At 60.0% G+C, this 14,378-nt stretch carries 15 protein-coding genes and 4 tRNA genes; 9 read left to right on the top strand and 10 right to left on the bottom strand.

The features are described from left to right. The first annotated feature begins 1 nt into the window (after position 1). The 7 genes from rluD to ACK6BI_RS04775 all read left to right on the top strand — a co-directional run bounded on the left by rluD (position 2) and on the right by ACK6BI_RS04775 (position 5,094). Complete coding sequence (gene rluD / locus ACK6BI_RS04805; RefSeq protein WP_065257485.1) at positions 2 to 964, top strand: 23S rRNA pseudouridine(1911/1915/1917) synthase RluD; 963 nt, start codon at positions 2 to 4, stop codon at positions 962 to 964. Further along, positions 961 to 1,695: a peptidoglycan editing factor PgeF gene (gene pgeF / locus ACK6BI_RS04800; protein WP_409316186.1), complete on the top strand. Its 735-nt coding sequence runs from the start codon at positions 961 to 963 to the stop codon at positions 1,693 to 1,695. The genes rluD and pgeF overlap by 4 nt, the downstream gene beginning before the upstream one ends. Positions 1,696 to 1,826: 131 nt before the next feature. Then, entirely contained in the window at positions 1,827 to 4,391 is a 2,565-nt protein-coding gene (gene clpB, locus ACK6BI_RS04795; RefSeq protein ID WP_409316185.1) for an ATP-dependent chaperone ClpB, read from the top strand. Positions 4,392 to 4,677: 286 nt separating this feature from the next. After that, positions 4,678 to 4,753: transfer RNA gene (locus tag ACK6BI_RS04790), tRNA-Asn, on the top strand. 9 nt (positions 4,754 to 4,762) lie between these two features. Next, a tRNA-Pro gene (locus ACK6BI_RS04785) sits at positions 4,763 to 4,839 on the top strand. 5 nt (positions 4,840 to 4,844) lie between these two features. Next, a tRNA-Lys gene (locus ACK6BI_RS04780) sits at positions 4,845 to 4,920 on the top strand. Between the two features lie 97 nt (positions 4,921 to 5,017). Further along, a tRNA-Pro gene (locus ACK6BI_RS04775) sits at positions 5,018 to 5,094 on the top strand. 147 nt (positions 5,095 to 5,241) lie between these two features. Here ACK6BI_RS04775 and ACK6BI_RS04770 read toward each other — a convergent pair. The 5 genes from ACK6BI_RS04770 to ACK6BI_RS04750 all read right to left on the bottom strand — a co-directional run bounded on the left by ACK6BI_RS04770 (position 5,242) and on the right by ACK6BI_RS04750 (position 8,597). Next, positions 5,242 to 5,649 carry a hypothetical protein gene (locus ACK6BI_RS04770; protein ID WP_065261569.1) on the bottom strand — a complete coding sequence of 136 codons (408 nt, stop codon included), beginning with the start codon at positions 5,647 to 5,649 and terminating at the stop codon, positions 5,242 to 5,244. Between the two features lie 210 nt (positions 5,650 to 5,859). Then, positions 5,860 to 7,158: an NAD(P)/FAD-dependent oxidoreductase gene (locus ACK6BI_RS04765; RefSeq protein ID WP_409316184.1), complete on the bottom strand. Its 1,299-nt coding sequence runs from the start codon at positions 7,156 to 7,158 to the stop codon at positions 5,860 to 5,862. 63 nt (positions 7,159 to 7,221) lie between these two features. Then, complete coding sequence (locus ACK6BI_RS04760; RefSeq protein WP_409316183.1) at positions 7,222 to 7,395, bottom strand: DUF3094 family protein; 174 nt, start codon at positions 7,393 to 7,395, stop codon at positions 7,222 to 7,224. 51 nt (positions 7,396 to 7,446) lie between these two features. Next, positions 7,447 to 7,974 (bottom strand): MOSC domain-containing protein, encoded by a 528-nt coding sequence (locus ACK6BI_RS04755; RefSeq protein WP_409316182.1) that lies wholly within the window; start codon positions 7,972 to 7,974, stop codon positions 7,447 to 7,449. Beyond that, entirely contained in the window at positions 7,971 to 8,597 is a 627-nt protein-coding gene (locus ACK6BI_RS04750; protein ID WP_065261573.1) for a DUF1780 domain-containing protein, read from the bottom strand. The genes ACK6BI_RS04755 and ACK6BI_RS04750 overlap by 4 nt, the downstream gene beginning before the upstream one ends. 135 nt (positions 8,598 to 8,732) lie before the next feature. Here ACK6BI_RS04750 and ACK6BI_RS04745 point away from each other — a divergent pair, with 135 nt between their 5' ends. Next, positions 8,733 to 9,422: an energy-coupling factor ABC transporter permease gene (locus tag ACK6BI_RS04745; RefSeq protein WP_065261574.1), complete on the top strand. Its 690-nt coding sequence runs from the start codon at positions 8,733 to 8,735 to the stop codon at positions 9,420 to 9,422. Positions 9,423 to 9,487: 65 nt separating this feature from the next. Continuing rightward, on the top strand, positions 9,488 to 9,703 hold the full coding sequence (locus ACK6BI_RS04740; RefSeq protein ID WP_065261575.1) for a hypothetical protein: 216 nt from the start codon (positions 9,488 to 9,490) through the stop codon (positions 9,701 to 9,703). Positions 9,704 to 9,709: 6 nt separating this feature from the next. Here the strand turns inward: ACK6BI_RS04740 and yacG are convergent, their stop codons facing one another. From yacG to pilB, 5 genes are read right to left on the bottom strand one after another with little or no spacing between them, the layout of a single operon-like run. Beyond that, positions 9,710 to 9,910, bottom strand: a complete 201-nt coding sequence (gene yacG, locus ACK6BI_RS04735) for a DNA gyrase inhibitor YacG (RefSeq protein WP_011335983.1) — start codon at positions 9,908 to 9,910, stop codon at positions 9,710 to 9,712. Continuing rightward, positions 9,907 to 10,530, bottom strand: a complete 624-nt coding sequence (gene coaE, locus ACK6BI_RS04730; protein WP_409316181.1) for a dephospho-CoA kinase — start codon at positions 10,528 to 10,530, stop codon at positions 9,907 to 9,909. The genes yacG and coaE overlap by 4 nt, the downstream gene beginning before the upstream one ends. Continuing rightward, positions 10,527 to 11,399, bottom strand: a complete 873-nt coding sequence (locus tag ACK6BI_RS04725) for a prepilin peptidase (RefSeq protein ID WP_409316180.1) — start codon at positions 11,397 to 11,399, stop codon at positions 10,527 to 10,529. The genes coaE and ACK6BI_RS04725 overlap by 4 nt, the downstream gene beginning before the upstream one ends. Before the next feature lies 1 nt (position 11,400). Beyond that, the gene (locus tag ACK6BI_RS04720) at positions 11,401 to 12,618 is read right to left on the bottom strand and encodes a type II secretion system F family protein (RefSeq protein WP_409316179.1); all 1,218 of its coding nucleotides are present in this window, start codon (positions 12,616 to 12,618) and stop codon (positions 11,401 to 11,403) included. A gap of 2 nt (positions 12,619 to 12,620) precedes the next feature. Further along, positions 12,621 to 14,321, bottom strand: a complete 1,701-nt coding sequence (gene pilB / locus ACK6BI_RS04715; RefSeq protein ID WP_409316178.1) for a type IV-A pilus assembly ATPase PilB — start codon at positions 14,319 to 14,321, stop codon at positions 12,621 to 12,623. Positions 14,322 to 14,378: the final 57 nt, after the last annotated feature.

The following is a 14,378-nucleotide window of genomic DNA, read 5'->3' as shown; positions in this document are numbered from 1 at the left end:
CATGTCCGATAAAATTGAACTTCGCGCAGAGGTGCCGTCCGAATTGGGCGGCCAACGCCTCGATCAAGTCGCCGCCCAACTCTTCGCAGAGCACTCCCGCTCGCGCCTTTCCGCCTGGATCAAAGAAGGTCGCCTGACTGTGGACGGGGCGGTCATCCGCCCGCGCGACATCGTTCATGGCGGTGCCGTCCTTGAACTGACCGCCGAGCAGGAGGCCCAGGGTGAATGGGTCGCCCAGGACATCGAGCTCGATATCGTCTACGAAGACGACGACATTCTGGTCATCAACAAACCTGCGGGCCTGGTGGTGCACCCGGCTGCCGGCCATGCCGACGGCACCTTGCTCAACGCCTTGCTGCACCACGTGCCGGACATCATCAATGTCCCGCGCGCCGGCATCGTGCATCGTCTGGACAAGGACACCACCGGTCTGATGGTGGTGGCCAAGACCATCCAGGCGCAGACCAAACTGGTCGCGCAGTTGCAAAGCCGCAGTGTCAGCCGAATCTACGAATGCATCGTGATCGGTGTGGTGACGGCCGGCGGCAAGATCAATGCACCTATCGGTCGTCACGGCCAGCAGCGCCAGCGCATGGCGGTGATGGAAGGCGGCAAGCCTGCCGTCAGCCATTACCGTGTGCTGGAGCGTTTCCGTTCCCACACCCACGTCCGGGTGAAGCTGGAGACCGGTCGTACCCACCAGATCCGCGTACACATGGCGCATATCAACTTTCCGTTGGTCGGCGACCCGGCGTACGGTGGTCGTTTCCGCATCCCGCCGGCGGCGAGCCCGACCATGGTCGAGTCCCTCAAACACTTCCCGCGTCAGGCATTGCACGCGCGGTTCCTGGAGCTGGATCACCCGACCACCGGTGAGCGCATGAGCTGGGAATCGCCGTTGCCGGAAGATCTGGTCTGGCTGCTGACCCTGCTCAAGCAGGATCGCGAGGCATTCGTCGGATGAACTGGCTGACGCCGGACTGGCCCGCGCCGGCCAGCGTCAAGGCCTGTGTCACCACCCGCGAGGGCGGTGTCAGCGAGGCGCCGTTCGACAGTCTCAATCTGGGCGATCATGTGGATGACAGCCCACAATCCGTCGCCGAGAACCGTCGACGTCTGACCGAGTACTTCTCGATAAAGCCTGCGTGGTTGCAGCAAGTCCACGGAACGGACGTGGCTCATGCCGATCCGTCCGTGGTGGCCACGGCAGATGCCAGCTGGACGGCAACACCTGGTATCGCGTGTGCGGCAATGACCGCCGATTGCCTGCCGGCGCTGTTCTGCGACCGTGCCGGTACTCGCGTCGCTGCGGCGCACGCCGGTTGGCGTGGACTGGCGGCCGGCGTGCTGGAGGCCACCCTCGATAACCTGGATGTGCCGGCCGAAGACATTCTGGTCTGGCTCGGACCGGCCATCGGCCCGCAAGCCTTCGAAGTCGGACCGGAAGTCCGGGAAGTCTTCATCGATCAACTGCCCGAAGCCGAGACAGCTTTTGTCCCGAGCCACAACGCGGGCAAGTTCATGGCCGACATCTACAAGCTGGCGCGACTGCGTCTGGCGGTTCGCGGTGTCACCGCTGTGTATGGTGGCGGTTTCTGTACCGTGACCGATCCGCGCTTCTTCTCTTATCGCCGTGCATCGCGCACCGGTCGCTTTGCCTCCCTCGTCTGGCTTGAGTCGCCCGGCGCCCGCTAAGCTTGTCTGATCTGCATCAACTCCCTGACGCTTGAATCTTCCAGAATCGACCGCATCTATAGCGGTATCTGGCAGGTTTCTTTATTCAGGATGGTTTTTTAGGTCCGGCCTGCTCAAAAGGAAGGTGACCCATGCGTATAGACCGTTTAACCAGCAAATTACAGTTGGCGCTGTCCGATGCCCAATCCCTGGCTGTCGGCCACGATCATCCGGCCATCGAGCCGGCGCACTTGATGCAGGCCATGCTCGATCAGCAGGGTGGTTCGATCAAACCCCTGTTGATGCAGGTGGGCTTCGACGTCAACAGCCTGCGTAAAGAGCTGACCAAAGAACTCGATCAATTACCGAAAATCCAGAACCCGACCGGTGACGTGAACATGTCGCAGGATCTGGCGCGTCTGCTCAACCAGGCCGACCGTCTGGCCCAGCAGAAGGGCGATCAGTTCATTTCCAGCGAACTGGTACTGCTCGCCGCGATGGACGAAAACAGCAAGCTCGGCAAGTTGCTGCTCGGCCAGGGCGTGAGCAAAAAGGCGCTGGAAAACGCCATCAACAACCTGCGCGGTGGCGAGGCGGTCAACGACGCCAACCACGAAGAATCGCGTCAGGCGCTGGATAAATACACGGTCGACCTGACCAAGCGTGCCGAAGACGGCAAGCTCGATCCTGTGATCGGTCGTGACGATGAAATCCGTCGCACCATTCAGGTGCTGCAACGCCGGACCAAGAACAACCCGGTGCTGATCGGCGAGCCTGGCGTGGGTAAAACCGCGATTGCCGAAGGTCTGGCCCAGCGCATCATCAATGGTGAAGTGCCGGATGGCCTGCGCGGCAAACGTCTGTTGTCCCTCGATATGGGGGCGCTGATTGCCGGCGCCAAGTATCGCGGCGAGTTCGAAGAACGCCTGAAGGCGCTGCTCAACGAATTGTCGAAGCAGGAAGGGCAGATCATTCTGTTCATCGACGAACTGCACACCATGGTCGGCGCCGGGAAGGGCGAAGGCTCGATGGATGCCGGCAACATGCTCAAACCGGCTCTGGCCCGTGGCGAATTGCATTGTGTCGGTGCGACCACGCTCAACGAGTACCGCCAATACATAGAGAAGGACGCAGCCCTCGAGCGGCGCTTTCAGAAAGTGCTGGTGGACGAGCCGAGCGAAGAAGACACCATCGCGATCCTGCGTGGCCTCAAGGAGCGTTACGAGGTTCACCACAAGGTGGCGATCACCGACGGCGCGATCATCGCGGCGGCCAGGCTCAGCCATCGTTACATCACCGATCGGCAGCTGCCTGACAAGGCGATCGACCTGATTGACGAAGCCGCCAGCCGCATTCGCATGGAAATCGACTCCAAGCCGGAAGTGCTGGATCGTCTGGAACGTCGTCTGATTCAACTGAAAGTCGAATCTCAGGCGCTGAAGAAAGAAAGCGATGACGCGGCGAAGAAACGTCTGGAAAAGCTCCAGGAAGAAATCGATCGCCACGAGCGTGAGTATTCGGATCTGGAGGAAATCTGGAACTCGGAAAAAGCCGAGGTGCAGGGTTCTGCGCAGATTCAGCAGAAGATCGAACAGTCCCGTCAGGAACTGGAAGCCGCGCGACGCAAAGGCGACCTCAACCGCATGGCCGAGTTGCAGTACGGCGTAATCCCGGATCTGGAACGCAGCCTGCAAATGGTCGACCAGCATGGCAAGGCCGAAAACCAGTTGCTGCGCAGCAAGGTGACCGAAGAGGAAATCGCCGAAGTCGTCTCGAAGTGGACCGGCATTCCCGTGTCGAAAATGCTCGAAGGCGAGCGCGACAAGCTGATGAAGATGGAAAGCCTGCTGCATCAGCGCGTGATCGGCCAGAACGAAGCGGTGGTCGCCGTCGCCAACGCGGTGCGGCGTTCCCGTGCCGGATTGGCCGACCCGAATCGCCCGAGTGGCTCGTTCATGTTCCTCGGCCCGACTGGCGTTGGTAAAACCGAGCTGTGCAAGGCGCTGGCGGAGTTCCTATTCGATACTGAAGAGGCGATGGTGCGGATCGACATGTCCGAGTTCATGGAGAAACACTCCGTGGCACGGCTGATCGGCGCACCGCCAGGCTACGTCGGTTACGAAGAGGGCGGTTACTTGACCGAGGCGGTACGGCGCAAGCCTTACTCGGTGATCCTGCTGGACGAAGTCGAGAAGGCCCACCCCGACGTGTTCAACATTTTGCTGCAAGTGCTGGAGGACGGTCGTCTGACCGACAGCCATGGTCGTACGGTGGATTTCCGCAATACCGTAATCGTCATGACCTCTAACCTGGGTTCGATGCAGATTCAGGAACTGGTGGGCGATCGTGAGGCACAACGTGCAGCGGTGATGGATGCAATTTCCACCCACTTCCGTCCGGAGTTCATCAACCGGGTCGACGAAGTGGTGATCTTCGAACCATTGGCGCGGGATCAGATCGCGGGCATTACCGAGATCCAGCTGGGTCGTCTGCGCAGTCGTCTGGCCGAGCGCGAACTGAAGCTGGAGCTCAGTCCGGAGGCGATGGACAAGCTGATTGCCGTCGGTTACGACCCGGTCTATGGCGCACGGCCACTGAAGCGTGCGATCCAGCGCTGGATCGAGAACCCGTTGGCGCAGTTGATTCTGTCGGGGCGTTTCCTGCCCGGCGAAACTGCAACCGGTGTCGTGGAGAACGACGAAATCACGTTCAACTGATACTGAAACTGGAAGGCCTCGCACTGCGAGGCCTTTTTTTTCGCCAGGCTGTTGAACTCTAAGGAAAAGGCTTGTAAAGTGCGCCCCGCAGTCAGTCACCCACAGGGTCTCAGTTCACTGAGCTGAAATCCGAAACAAGTTGCAAATCATTAACTTGAAAGCGATTTGGGGGTTGACAAAGGTGATCCAGGTTGTAGAATGGCGCGCCTCAGACACACGAACGCAGCGATGCGAAAACGATGTCGAGAAGCTGCAAGTTTCACCGCAGTAACTTGAAATATGTAGTTCCGTGATAGCTCAGTCGGTAGAGCAAATGACTGTTAATCATTGGGTCCCAGGTTCGAGTCCTGGTCACGGAGCCAATTTCAAATCGGGGTATAGCGCAGTCCGGTAGCGCGCCTGCTTTGGGAGCAGGATGTCGGGAGTTCGAATCCCCCTACCCCGACCATTTTTGGGTCGTTAGCTCAGTTGGTAGAGCAGTTGGCTTTTAACCAATTGGTCGTAGGTTCGAGTCCCACACGACCCACCATTTTTGAAACCAGTTTGCGCTGGGATCGAATCTTAAGATCAGAGGCCAAAAGCGCTGATCGAAGAAGGCGATCTTTGAAAGGTCGCCTTTTTTTTACCGGGGTATAGCGCAGTCCGGTAGCGCGCCTGCTTTGGGAGCAGGATGTCGGGAGTTCGAATCCCCCTACCCCGACCATATTGAAAATCCCCGTATCGAAAGATACGGGGATTTTTTTTGCCTGCGGAAAATGTTTTTTCTTTCTGCGCTATTGGACAAAACAAGTAAAGCCGCGCACGCCATCAAGGCATGCCGCGGCTTTGTTTTTTCGGGAGGGACTGGATATCAGGCGCCGTCGCGGTCTTTCAGGTGTTCGAACAAACCCTTGGGCATTTTTTTGCCATTGGCTTCGTAGTTGGCTTTGACATTGTCGTAGGCCTCTTGTTCGTCGATGAAACCGTCGTGGTTGGTGTCGATCTTGTCGAAGTCCGAGTGCGGCGCGACCTTCAGGAATTCGGCGCGGGAAACTTTGCCGTCGCCATCGGTATCGGTCCTGGCCATCGACGCATCGCCGCATTTGCCTTCACCGCATTTGCCCTCCGGGGTTTTGACCGAGGTTTCGGCCGAAGCGACCATGTAACCCTGTGCCAGCGGCTGCGCAGCGAACACCGAGCCGGACAGCATCAAGCCGCCAGCCATTACGGCACCGACCAGGCCAAGGGAGGTTTTGCCAATTTTCGAAGTGCGGGTCATTTCATTCTCCTTCGGTTGCACAGCGCAACCACACGTTAAGAGCGATCAGCCGGAGCAGTTGCGCCCGGGTGTGGCCATTAAGCGGTGGCGGTGTATCGCGTCTGTGTCGAGGAGAGGGGGCGTTTGTAAGCGAAGATAGGGAAAGCGGGGGGCAGATACAGTAGAAGACAAAACGCCGTGGGGGCGAGCCCGCCCCCACGGTTTTTCATATCAGTGCAGCTTCAGGCGTGGCTCGGTGCCGCGTCCGATCTTGCTGCCCAGCATCAGCATGGCGGTGCGGAAAGGGCCGTACAGCGCCATCTGGTGCATGCGGTACAGCGACACGTAAAACATCCGCGCCAGCCAGCCCTCGAGCATCACGGTGCCGGTCAGGTTACCCATCAAGTTACCCACAGCCGAAAAGCGTGACAGCGAAATCAGCGAGCCGTAGTCGGTGTATTTGTACTCCGGCAGGGTCTTGCCTTCGATCCGCAGCTTCAGCGACCTGGCCAGCAACGATGCCTGCTGGTGTGCTGCCTGGGCCCGTGGTGGAACGTTGCGGTCCGAACCCGGTTGCGGGCAGGCTGCGCAGTCGCCGAACGCGAAGATGTTTTCGTCACGGGTGGTCTGCAACGTCGGCAGCACCTGCAGCTGATTGATACGGTTGGTTTCCAGGCCGTCGATGTCCTTGAGGAAACCCGGTGCGCGGATCCCGGCAGCCCAGACTTTCAGGCTGGCCTTGATCTCATTGCCGTCGGCAGTGATCAGGCTGTCGGCGGTGACCTGGCTGACCGACGCATTGGTCATCACATTGACCCCGAGTTTCTCCAGGGTCTTGTGTACCGGCCCGCTGATGCGCTCCGGCAGCGCTGGCAGCACCCGGGGCCCGGCTTCGATCAGGGTGATGTGCATGTTTTCCGGTTTGATGCGGTCCAGTCCGTAGGCCGCCAGCTCATGGGCCGCGTTGTGCAGTTCTGCTGCCAGTTCGACGCCGGTCGCGCCGGCGCCAACGATGGCCACGCTGATCTGCTGCACCGCATCGGTCTGCCCGGCGTGTGCGCGCAGATAGTGATTGAGCAGTTGCTGGTGGAAACGCTCGGCCTGTTTGCGGGTGTCGAGGAACAGGCAGTGCTGTGCTGCGCCCAAGGTGCCGAAATCGTTGGTGGTGCTGCCGACCGCTATCACCAGCGTGTCGTAGGGCACTTCCCGCGCGGGGACCAGCTCCACGCCGTTTTCGTCGTAGGTAGCGGCGAGCTGAATTTTCTTTTGCTCGCGATCGAGCCCGCTCATGCGCCCGAGCTGGAACTCGAAGTGGTTCCATTTGGCCTGGGCAACATAGTTGAGTTCGTCTTCGGAAGAGTTCAGTGAACCGGCGGCCACTTCGTGCAACAACGGTTTCCAGATGTGCGTCAGGTTTGCGTCGACCAGCATGATGCTGGCAGTGCCGCGCTTGCCCAGAGTCTTACCCAGACGGGTAGCCAGCTCCAGACCGCCGGCGCCGCCGCCGACAATGACAATACGATGGGACATGGGAATAGCTCGCAAGGTTTTTAAAGGAAATCGGTGCGGTTACCCGAGCGAGCGCGATGCTGCTCATAGCGTCAGGTAACTGATCAAACGGCTCAACAGGCCCAGACCAATGGTCGCTGCCAGTACCAGCACCAGGAGCATCCACGGCCGGAAAGGCCGGCGCTCGACACGGTGCTGGGACAACTGCAGGTACTCTTCGACATGTTTCTGGTCTTCGGGGTTCAGGCGGCTGGTCATAAAGGCCTCGTCAGGTAGACGTTGCGGAAGGTGAACAAGCTACAGCGGTTTTCAACCGGGATTGAATGCAGCATAGCCACTGTCCGGGACCGGTTCGACAGACACCTTGTCCTCGAGGCGAATGATCCCGCTTTGTAACACCCGCGCAGTGATTCCGCCATGCCCGCGCACCGCCTGGAATGTTCCGGGGCCGAGGTTGTTCTGCAGCCGCGCGCACGGCTGGCACCAGGCCGTGGTTTCGAAAATCGCCTGACCAATGCGAAAGCGGCGCCCCTTGAGGCTGAAAAGATTGATTCCGCTGATAACGAGATTGCGCCGCAGTTCTTCAGGCGTGACCGGTTGTTCTGCCGAGCGGCCCATCAGGGCGCTGATGACGGCCAGATGTTCCCACTGAATCAGCGTCACCTGCCGCGCATTGCGCACCCCGGGTCGGGCATGATCGCCGGTCAGACCGGCCTCAAGACGCGCTTCGACCGCATCGAGCACAACCATCGGTCCCCTGGATTCGGGGCGCACGCCAATCCAGCAGACGCGCCCGGTCTGTGGGACATCGGCAATCAATTGCTGAAGCGGCGTCACAGGCTGATCCCTACATCGAACAGAATGCTGCGGCCGAGGTTGCTGCGCAGGAAATCCGGTGCATCAGGATGGGCGAACAGCACCCGGGCGAACGTCGGCCCGACCAATGACAACGAACGCCAGCCCTGGCGTAGGTATTCGGTGGGCGGCGGAAAGTGGCTGTTGAGGTCGAGCACTTCGCGCTTGAGGCTGGCGAAGGCGATGATGTCCAGTTCGCCAAGGTCCATGCCGCGTTCCTTGTAGTTATGCGCTTTTTTGCGCAACGTCGGCGCCAGCCGCAACAGAAACTCGTTGGCAGGAATCCGCCGTGGCTTGGCTTCACGGCGCACCAGTTGGCTCAACGAAAAGGCGCTGCGCCGACGTTGCAGTTCGTCGCGCCATTCATCGTTGAGGCGGCGCCCTTCGTCGAGGACGAAGAACACCTCAAAATTGGCATCGCGAAACAACACGTCCGGCGGTTCGCCGGCGGGGGCGAATTCGTCGGCCCGATAGGGAATGTTCAAGCCTTGCAGCAGGCGCTGGCAGACCCAACGCTCACGCTCCCATTTGCGGGCATTGGACAGGAAAGCATTGGCCTGCTCGGCCGCGATGGTCAGCAGGCGTAAATAATCCGAGTCATCCATAGGCCCAAGCTTAGCGTTCAATTGCGACAAGCAGAAAGCTTTGCATCGGCAGTTTCCCCCCGGGGCGTCGGTGTAGACTTCGGCGCAGGAGCGCCAATCAAGGGATTCTGCGGTGCTAATGAAGGTGATGGGATCATGATCGGTGCAGAACTGCTGTCTTCGACGAGTCTGACCCTCGGCTGGCTGATTTACCTGCCGGTGCTGCTCTGGGCGATCTGCCGCGCTCCATGGGTCGAATTGTTCAGCGACAGCCGCCGTCAGCACTTGCTGTTCGGCACCGTGTTCGCGCTTTTTCTGCTGTGGATGGTGCGCAGGGATTTCGACACCGGTGTGTCCTATCACTTCATCGGCATGACCGCAGTGACGCTGCTGCTCGATTGGCCGCTGGCGATAGTCGGCGGGCTGGTCGCACAGATCGGGCTGGTTCTGCTGGGACGCCAGGATCTAGTGGCGGTCGGGGTCAACGGTGCGTTGCTGATCCTGCTGCCGGTACTGATCACCGAGGGCGTGGCGATCCTGGTCGAGCGTGCGCAACCGCGCAATCCGTTTGTGTATATCTTCTGCTCGGGTTTCTTCGCAGCGGCCTTGTCGGCGCTGGCGTGTCTGGTGCTGAGCCTGACCCTGCTCTGGTACGACGGCCTCTTTGCCATGCCGGAATGGCTGGAGGACTTTATCGGATACCTGTGGCTGCTGATTTTTCCGGAGGCGTTCATCAACGGCATGGTCATCAGCGCTCTGGTGGTGTTCAGTCCGGAATGGCTGGAGACTTTCAACCGCACCCGCTACCTTTCGGCGCCCTGGAAGGATGACGATCCCAAGTCTTGATCCACATCAAATCCATACCGCGCGCCGCATTTCATGCTCGGCCAAACCTCTTCAGGAGCAGCGGCATGAGTGTTTACGAGTGGGCGAGGCAGGAAACCCGGCAGAGTCTGCAAATGGCGCAGGAAGTCGGATTCGATCCGGGATTGAGCCTGCGGGCCTTGCTCAGTGCGGTGGTGCAACAGAGCAAGGCGGTGCGCAACGCCGAGGACCTGGCCGACGAGTTGCGCTTTCTGGCAGAAAACCTCGACGACGATCAGGACTACGGCTTCATGCGGCCCTGACCAGGATCAGTGACGTGGGTCGAAGTCGCCGGAAAACAATTCGTCCTCGGCATCCGGGGCGACCGGAATCTTGTGTTCTTCCGACGCCCAGGCGCCGAGGTCGATCAGTTTGCAGCGGTCCGAGCAGAACGGCCGGTATTTGTTCTCGGGGGTGAATTCCACCGGGGCGCCACAGGTCGGGCAATTAACGGTTGGGGTCTGGCTCATGATCGGCCTCCGGATAAAGTCAGGTAAAAGTGATGCAGGCGCTCGACCTCGCTGTGCAGCCAGGCGAGGTCACGGTCGTTGACCACCACATCGTCGGCGCGGCTGACGCGATCTTCACGGCTGGATTGGGCCTTCAGGATCGCGTGGACCTGCTGTTCGCTGGTCTGGTCACGCTGCAGGGTGCGTTCGATCTGCAATTGTTGCGGCGCATCGATCACCAGGATCCGCTGGGTCATCGCGTACTGTCCGGATTCGATCAGCAACGGTGAAACCAGGATGGCGTAAGGCGATTTTGCCAGCGCCAGGTGATGGGCGATTTCTTCGGCGATCAGCGGATGCAGCAGCGCTTCGAGCCAGCGGCGTTGCTCCGGCACTTCAAAGATCAGCTTGCGCAACGCCGCGCGATCCAGCGTGCCATCGGCCTGCAATACTTCAGGGCCGAAGTGCTCGGCAATCTTCGCCAGCGCCGGACGACCCGGCTCAACCACCCAGCGCGCCGCATGATCGGCATCCACGACATGAATGCCGAGATCGATGAAGTGCTGGGCGGCCGCGCTTTTACCGCTGCCAATGCCGCCGGTCAGGCCAAGAATCCAGGGTTTTTCCACAGGGGTAATCATTTCAAACCGACAAACTGCCAATAGAAGTCGGTTATTTGACCACCCCAGAGCAAGGCAATCCAGCCGGCAATGGCCAGATACGGCCCGAAAGGAATCGGCGTCGAGGTATTGCGGTCGCGCAACTTGAGCAGAATCACTCCCAGAACGGCGCCCACCAGCGAGGACAGCAGGATGGTCAGCGGCAGAATCTGCCAGCCACCCCAGGCTCCGAGCAGCGCCAGTAACTTGAAGTCGCCGTGGCCGATGCCGTCCTTGCCGGTGAGCAGCTTGAACAGCCAGAACACCGACCATAGCGTCATGTAGCCGGCCACCGCTCCCCACAACGCATCGCGCAGCGAGACGAACACCCCGAAGCTGTTGATGATCAAGCCCAGCCACAGCAACGGCAGCACCAGCACGTCGGGCAACAGTTGATGCTCAGTGTCGATCAGGCTCATCGCAAGCAAGCCCCAGGTCAGCGCGATCAACAGGCATCCCGGCCAGCCGAAGCCCAGATGCCAGGCAATGAACGCCGAGAGCAGGCCGCAGGCCAGTTCGGTCAGTGGATAGCGTTTGCTGATCGGCGCCGCGCATGACGAGCAGCGACCGCGTAACAGCAGGTAGCTGAGCAGCGGAATGTTTTCCCAGGCACGAATGCGGTGGGCGCAGTGGGGGCACTGCGAATGCGGCAACATCAGGTTGTACACCGGCAGCGGCGTTTCCACGGGCAATCCGAGCACGTCATGAGCCTGCTGACGCCAATCGCGCTCGAGCATTTTCGGCAGGCGCCAGACCACCACATTGAGGAAGCTGCCGACCACCAGCCCGAGTATCAGAGCGGTGAGGACAAAGGCCAGCGGATAGAGCACGAAGAGTTCGTCGATGGGCATGTCAGATCGCTGAGCCGAGTTGGAAGATCGGCAGGTACATGGCCACCACCAGTCCGCCGACGATGACCCCGAGCACCACCATGACGAATGGCTCCATCAGGCTGGTGAGGTTGTCGACCATGTTGTCCACCTCTTCCTCGTAAAAGCCGGCGACCTTGTCGAGCATGTCGTCCAGGGCCCCGGACTCTTCGCCAATCGCCGTCATCTGTATCGCCATGTTCGGAAACATGCCGCTGGTGCGCATGGAGAAATTCAGCTGCATGCCGGTGGCCACGTCCTGGCGAATGCGCAGCACCGCGCGCTTGAACACCACATTGCCGGTGGCACCGGCCACCGAATCCAGCGCCTCCACGAGCGGCACACCGGCAGCGAAGGTCGTCGACAGGGTACGGGCGAAACGGGCCACGGCAGACTTGTACATCATGGTGCCCACCAGCGGCAGCTTGAGCAGCCAGGCGTCGCGTCGGTCACGCAGGGCCTGGGATTTCTTCAGGGCATGGCGAGTGCCGAAAAACGCCACGATCAGCACGCCAAGGATCGCCCACCACCATTGCTGCATGAATTCCGACAAGCCGATGACCATCACGGTGAACGCCGGCAATTCGGCACCGAATCCGGAAAATACCGACTGAAACTGCGGGACAACCTTTACCAGCAGAATTCCGGTGACGACGGCAGCCACCAGAACCACGGCTGTGGGGTAGGTCAGGGCTTTCTTGATCTTCGCCTTGAGGCTTTCGCTCTTTTCCTTGTACGTCGCCACACGTTCGAGCAGGGTGTCGAGGGCGCCGGACTGTTCGCCGGCATCTACCAGGTTGCAGTACAACTCGTCGAAGTATTGCGGCTTCTTGCGCAAGGCCGCCGCGAAACTGTTACCGGCGGCGACTTCCTGTTTCACCTCGTCCACCAGTTTGCGCATGGCCGGATTTTCAAAGCCTTCGCCGATGATGTCGAACGACTGCAATAACGGCACGCCGGCCTTCATCATGGTCGCCATCTGCCGAGTGAACAGGGCGATGTCCAGCGGCTTGATGCGTTTGCCGAAGTTCAGCAACGACGCGGATTTCTTGCGTACCTTGCCGGGGTTGATGCCCTGCTTGCGCAACTGGGCCTTGATCAGTGCGGGGTTTTGACCGCTCAGTTCGCCGCTGATCCGGCTGCCTTTCTTGTCCGTGCCTTCCCAGGCGTAAACGCTGATTTTCGCTGCCTTGACCGCCATGTTCAGTCCTTGGTGACCCGGTTGATTTCTTCGAGGCTGGTGATGCCTTGCATGGCCTTGATCAGCCCCGAGGTGCGCAGGTCGTTGAAACCGTCCAGACGCATCTGGCTGTCGATTTCCAGTGCGTTGCCTTCGGCCATGATCAGCCGTTGAAGCTCGGGGGTGTTTTTCACCACTTCATAAATCCCCGTGCGTCCCTTGTAGCCTCCGTTGCATTGATCGCAACCGGCGGGCTCATAGATCGTGAAGCTGCCGATGCGTTCCTCGGGGAAGCCTTCCTTGAGCAAGGTTTCGCGGGGAATCTCGATGGGCTTCTTGCAGTGGTTGCACAGTTTTCGCGCCAGACGCTGGGCGATGATCAGGCTGACCGAGGTGGCGATGTTGAAGCCGGGTATGCCCATGTTGTGCAAGCGGGTCAACGTTTCCGCTGCGCTGTTGGTGTGCAGCGTGGACAGCACCAGGTGACCTGTCTGCGCTGCCTTGATCGCGATCTCTGCGGTTTCCAGGTCCCGAATCTCGCCGACCATGATCACGTCCGGATCCTGACGCAGGAACGAGCGCAAGGCCTGGGCGAAATCCAGCCCCTGCTTCGGATTGACGTTGACCTGGTTGATGCCTTCCATGTTGATCTCCACTGGATCTTCAGCGGTGGAGATGTTGATGTCGACGGTATTGAGGATGTTCAACCCTGTGTACAGCGACACGGTCTTGCCGGAACCGGTAGGGCCGGTCACCAGGATCATGCCTTGCGGCTGCTTCAGGGCGGCCAGATACAACTCTTTCTGCTCCGGCTCGTAGCCGAGGGCGTCGATGCCGATTTGCGCGCTGGAGGGGTCGAGGATCCGGATCACCACTTTTTCGCCCCACAGGGTCGGCAGGGTGTTGACCCGGAAATCGATCGACTTGGTTTTTGACAGGCGCATTTTCAGGCGCCCGTCCTGGGGTTTGCGGCGTTCCGAGATGTCGAGGCTGGCCATGACCTTCAGGCGGGCGGCGATGCGGCCGGCCAGTTGAATCGGCGGTCTGGCCACTTCACGCAGGATACCGTCGGTTCGCACCCGCACCCGGTAATTCTTTTCATAGGGTTCGAAGTGCAGGTCGGAGGAGCCGCTCTTGATCGCGTCCAGCAGCATCTTGTGGACGAAGCGCACCACTGGCGCGTCGTCGGCGTCCAGTCCTGCGATCGTGTCCTGCCTGCTGTCATCGACGGTTTCGACATCCAGCCCTTCCAGGTCGACATCGGCCATGTCTTCCAGACCGGAAGCGTGGGTGTCGAAGAACTTTTCGATGGCGTCGGTGAGCTTGTCGTCCTCTACCAGGATGGCTTCTGTGCTCAGCCCGGTGCTGAACTGGATGTCATTGATCGCCTGATGATTGCTCGGGTCGGAGATTCCCACGAACAACTTGTTGCCGCGCCGCCACAGGGGCAGGGCGTGATGCTGGCGCACCAGTTTTTCACTGACCAGCCCTTTGGGCTGGGTTTCCTTGTCCAGGCAGTTGAGGTCGAGGAGCGCCATGCCGAAATGCTCCGAGGCAATCTCGGCGACCTGCCAGCTCTTCACCAGTTTGTTCTGGACCAGATAGCTGACCAGCGACAGGCGACTGCGCTGGGCTTGCTGCCAGGCTTGCTGGGCGCTTTTTTCCGTGAGCAGTTCAGCCTTGACCAGTTGTTTGGCCAGGCCGCTCAGAGCGATGTCATTCATGGGAATCCCGGATGCAGACAGTTCATGACTTATAGCCTAGTCAAGTGACAGCGCCAA

This window comes from Pseudomonas sp. KCJK9016, assembly GCF_046231795.1.
Taxonomy (GTDB): Bacteria; Pseudomonadota; Gammaproteobacteria; order Pseudomonadales; family Pseudomonadaceae; genus Aquipseudomonas; species Aquipseudomonas bananamidigenes.
Note: the sequence above shows the minus strand (reverse complement) of the source record. Positions and strands in the feature narration are given on the sequence as shown.

Coding starts and splice junctions, on each gene's coding strand:
- rluD (WP_065257485.1), top strand. CDS start 2: ATGTCCGATAAAATTGAACTTCGCGCAGAGGTGCCGTCCGAATTGGGC.
- pgeF (WP_409316186.1), top strand. CDS start 961: ATGAACTGGCTGACGCCGGACTGGCCCGCGCCGGCCAGCGTCAAGGCC.
- clpB (WP_409316185.1), top strand. CDS start 1,827: ATGCGTATAGACCGTTTAACCAGCAAATTACAGTTGGCGCTGTCCGAT.
- ACK6BI_RS04770 (WP_065261569.1), bottom strand. CDS start 5,649: ATGACCCGCACTTCGAAAATTGGCAAAACCTCCCTTGGCCTGGTCGGT.
- ACK6BI_RS04765 (WP_409316184.1), bottom strand. CDS start 7,158: ATGTCCCATCGTATTGTCATTGTCGGCGGCGGCGCCGGCGGTCTGGAG.
- ACK6BI_RS04760 (WP_409316183.1), bottom strand. CDS start 7,395: ATGACCAGCCGCCTGAACCCCGAAGACCAGAAACATGTCGAAGAGTAC.
- ACK6BI_RS04750 (WP_065261573.1), bottom strand. CDS start 8,597: ATGGATGACTCGGATTATTTACGCCTGCTGACCATCGCGGCCGAGCAG.
- ACK6BI_RS04745 (WP_065261574.1), top strand. CDS start 8,733: ATGATCGGTGCAGAACTGCTGTCTTCGACGAGTCTGACCCTCGGCTGG.
- ACK6BI_RS04740 (WP_065261575.1), top strand. CDS start 9,488: ATGAGTGTTTACGAGTGGGCGAGGCAGGAAACCCGGCAGAGTCTGCAA.
- yacG (WP_011335983.1), bottom strand. CDS start 9,910: ATGAGCCAGACCCCAACCGTTAATTGCCCGACCTGTGGCGCCCCGGTG.
- coaE (WP_409316181.1), bottom strand. CDS start 10,530: ATGATTACCCCTGTGGAAAAACCCTGGATTCTTGGCCTGACCGGCGGC.
- ACK6BI_RS04725 (WP_409316180.1), bottom strand. CDS start 11,399: ATGCCCATCGACGAACTCTTCGTGCTCTATCCGCTGGCCTTTGTCCTC.
- ACK6BI_RS04720 (WP_409316179.1), bottom strand. CDS start 12,618: ATGGCGGTCAAGGCAGCGAAAATCAGCGTTTACGCCTGGGAAGGCACG.
- pilB (WP_409316178.1), bottom strand. CDS start 14,321: ATGAATGACATCGCTCTGAGCGGCCTGGCCAAACAACTGGTCAAGGCT.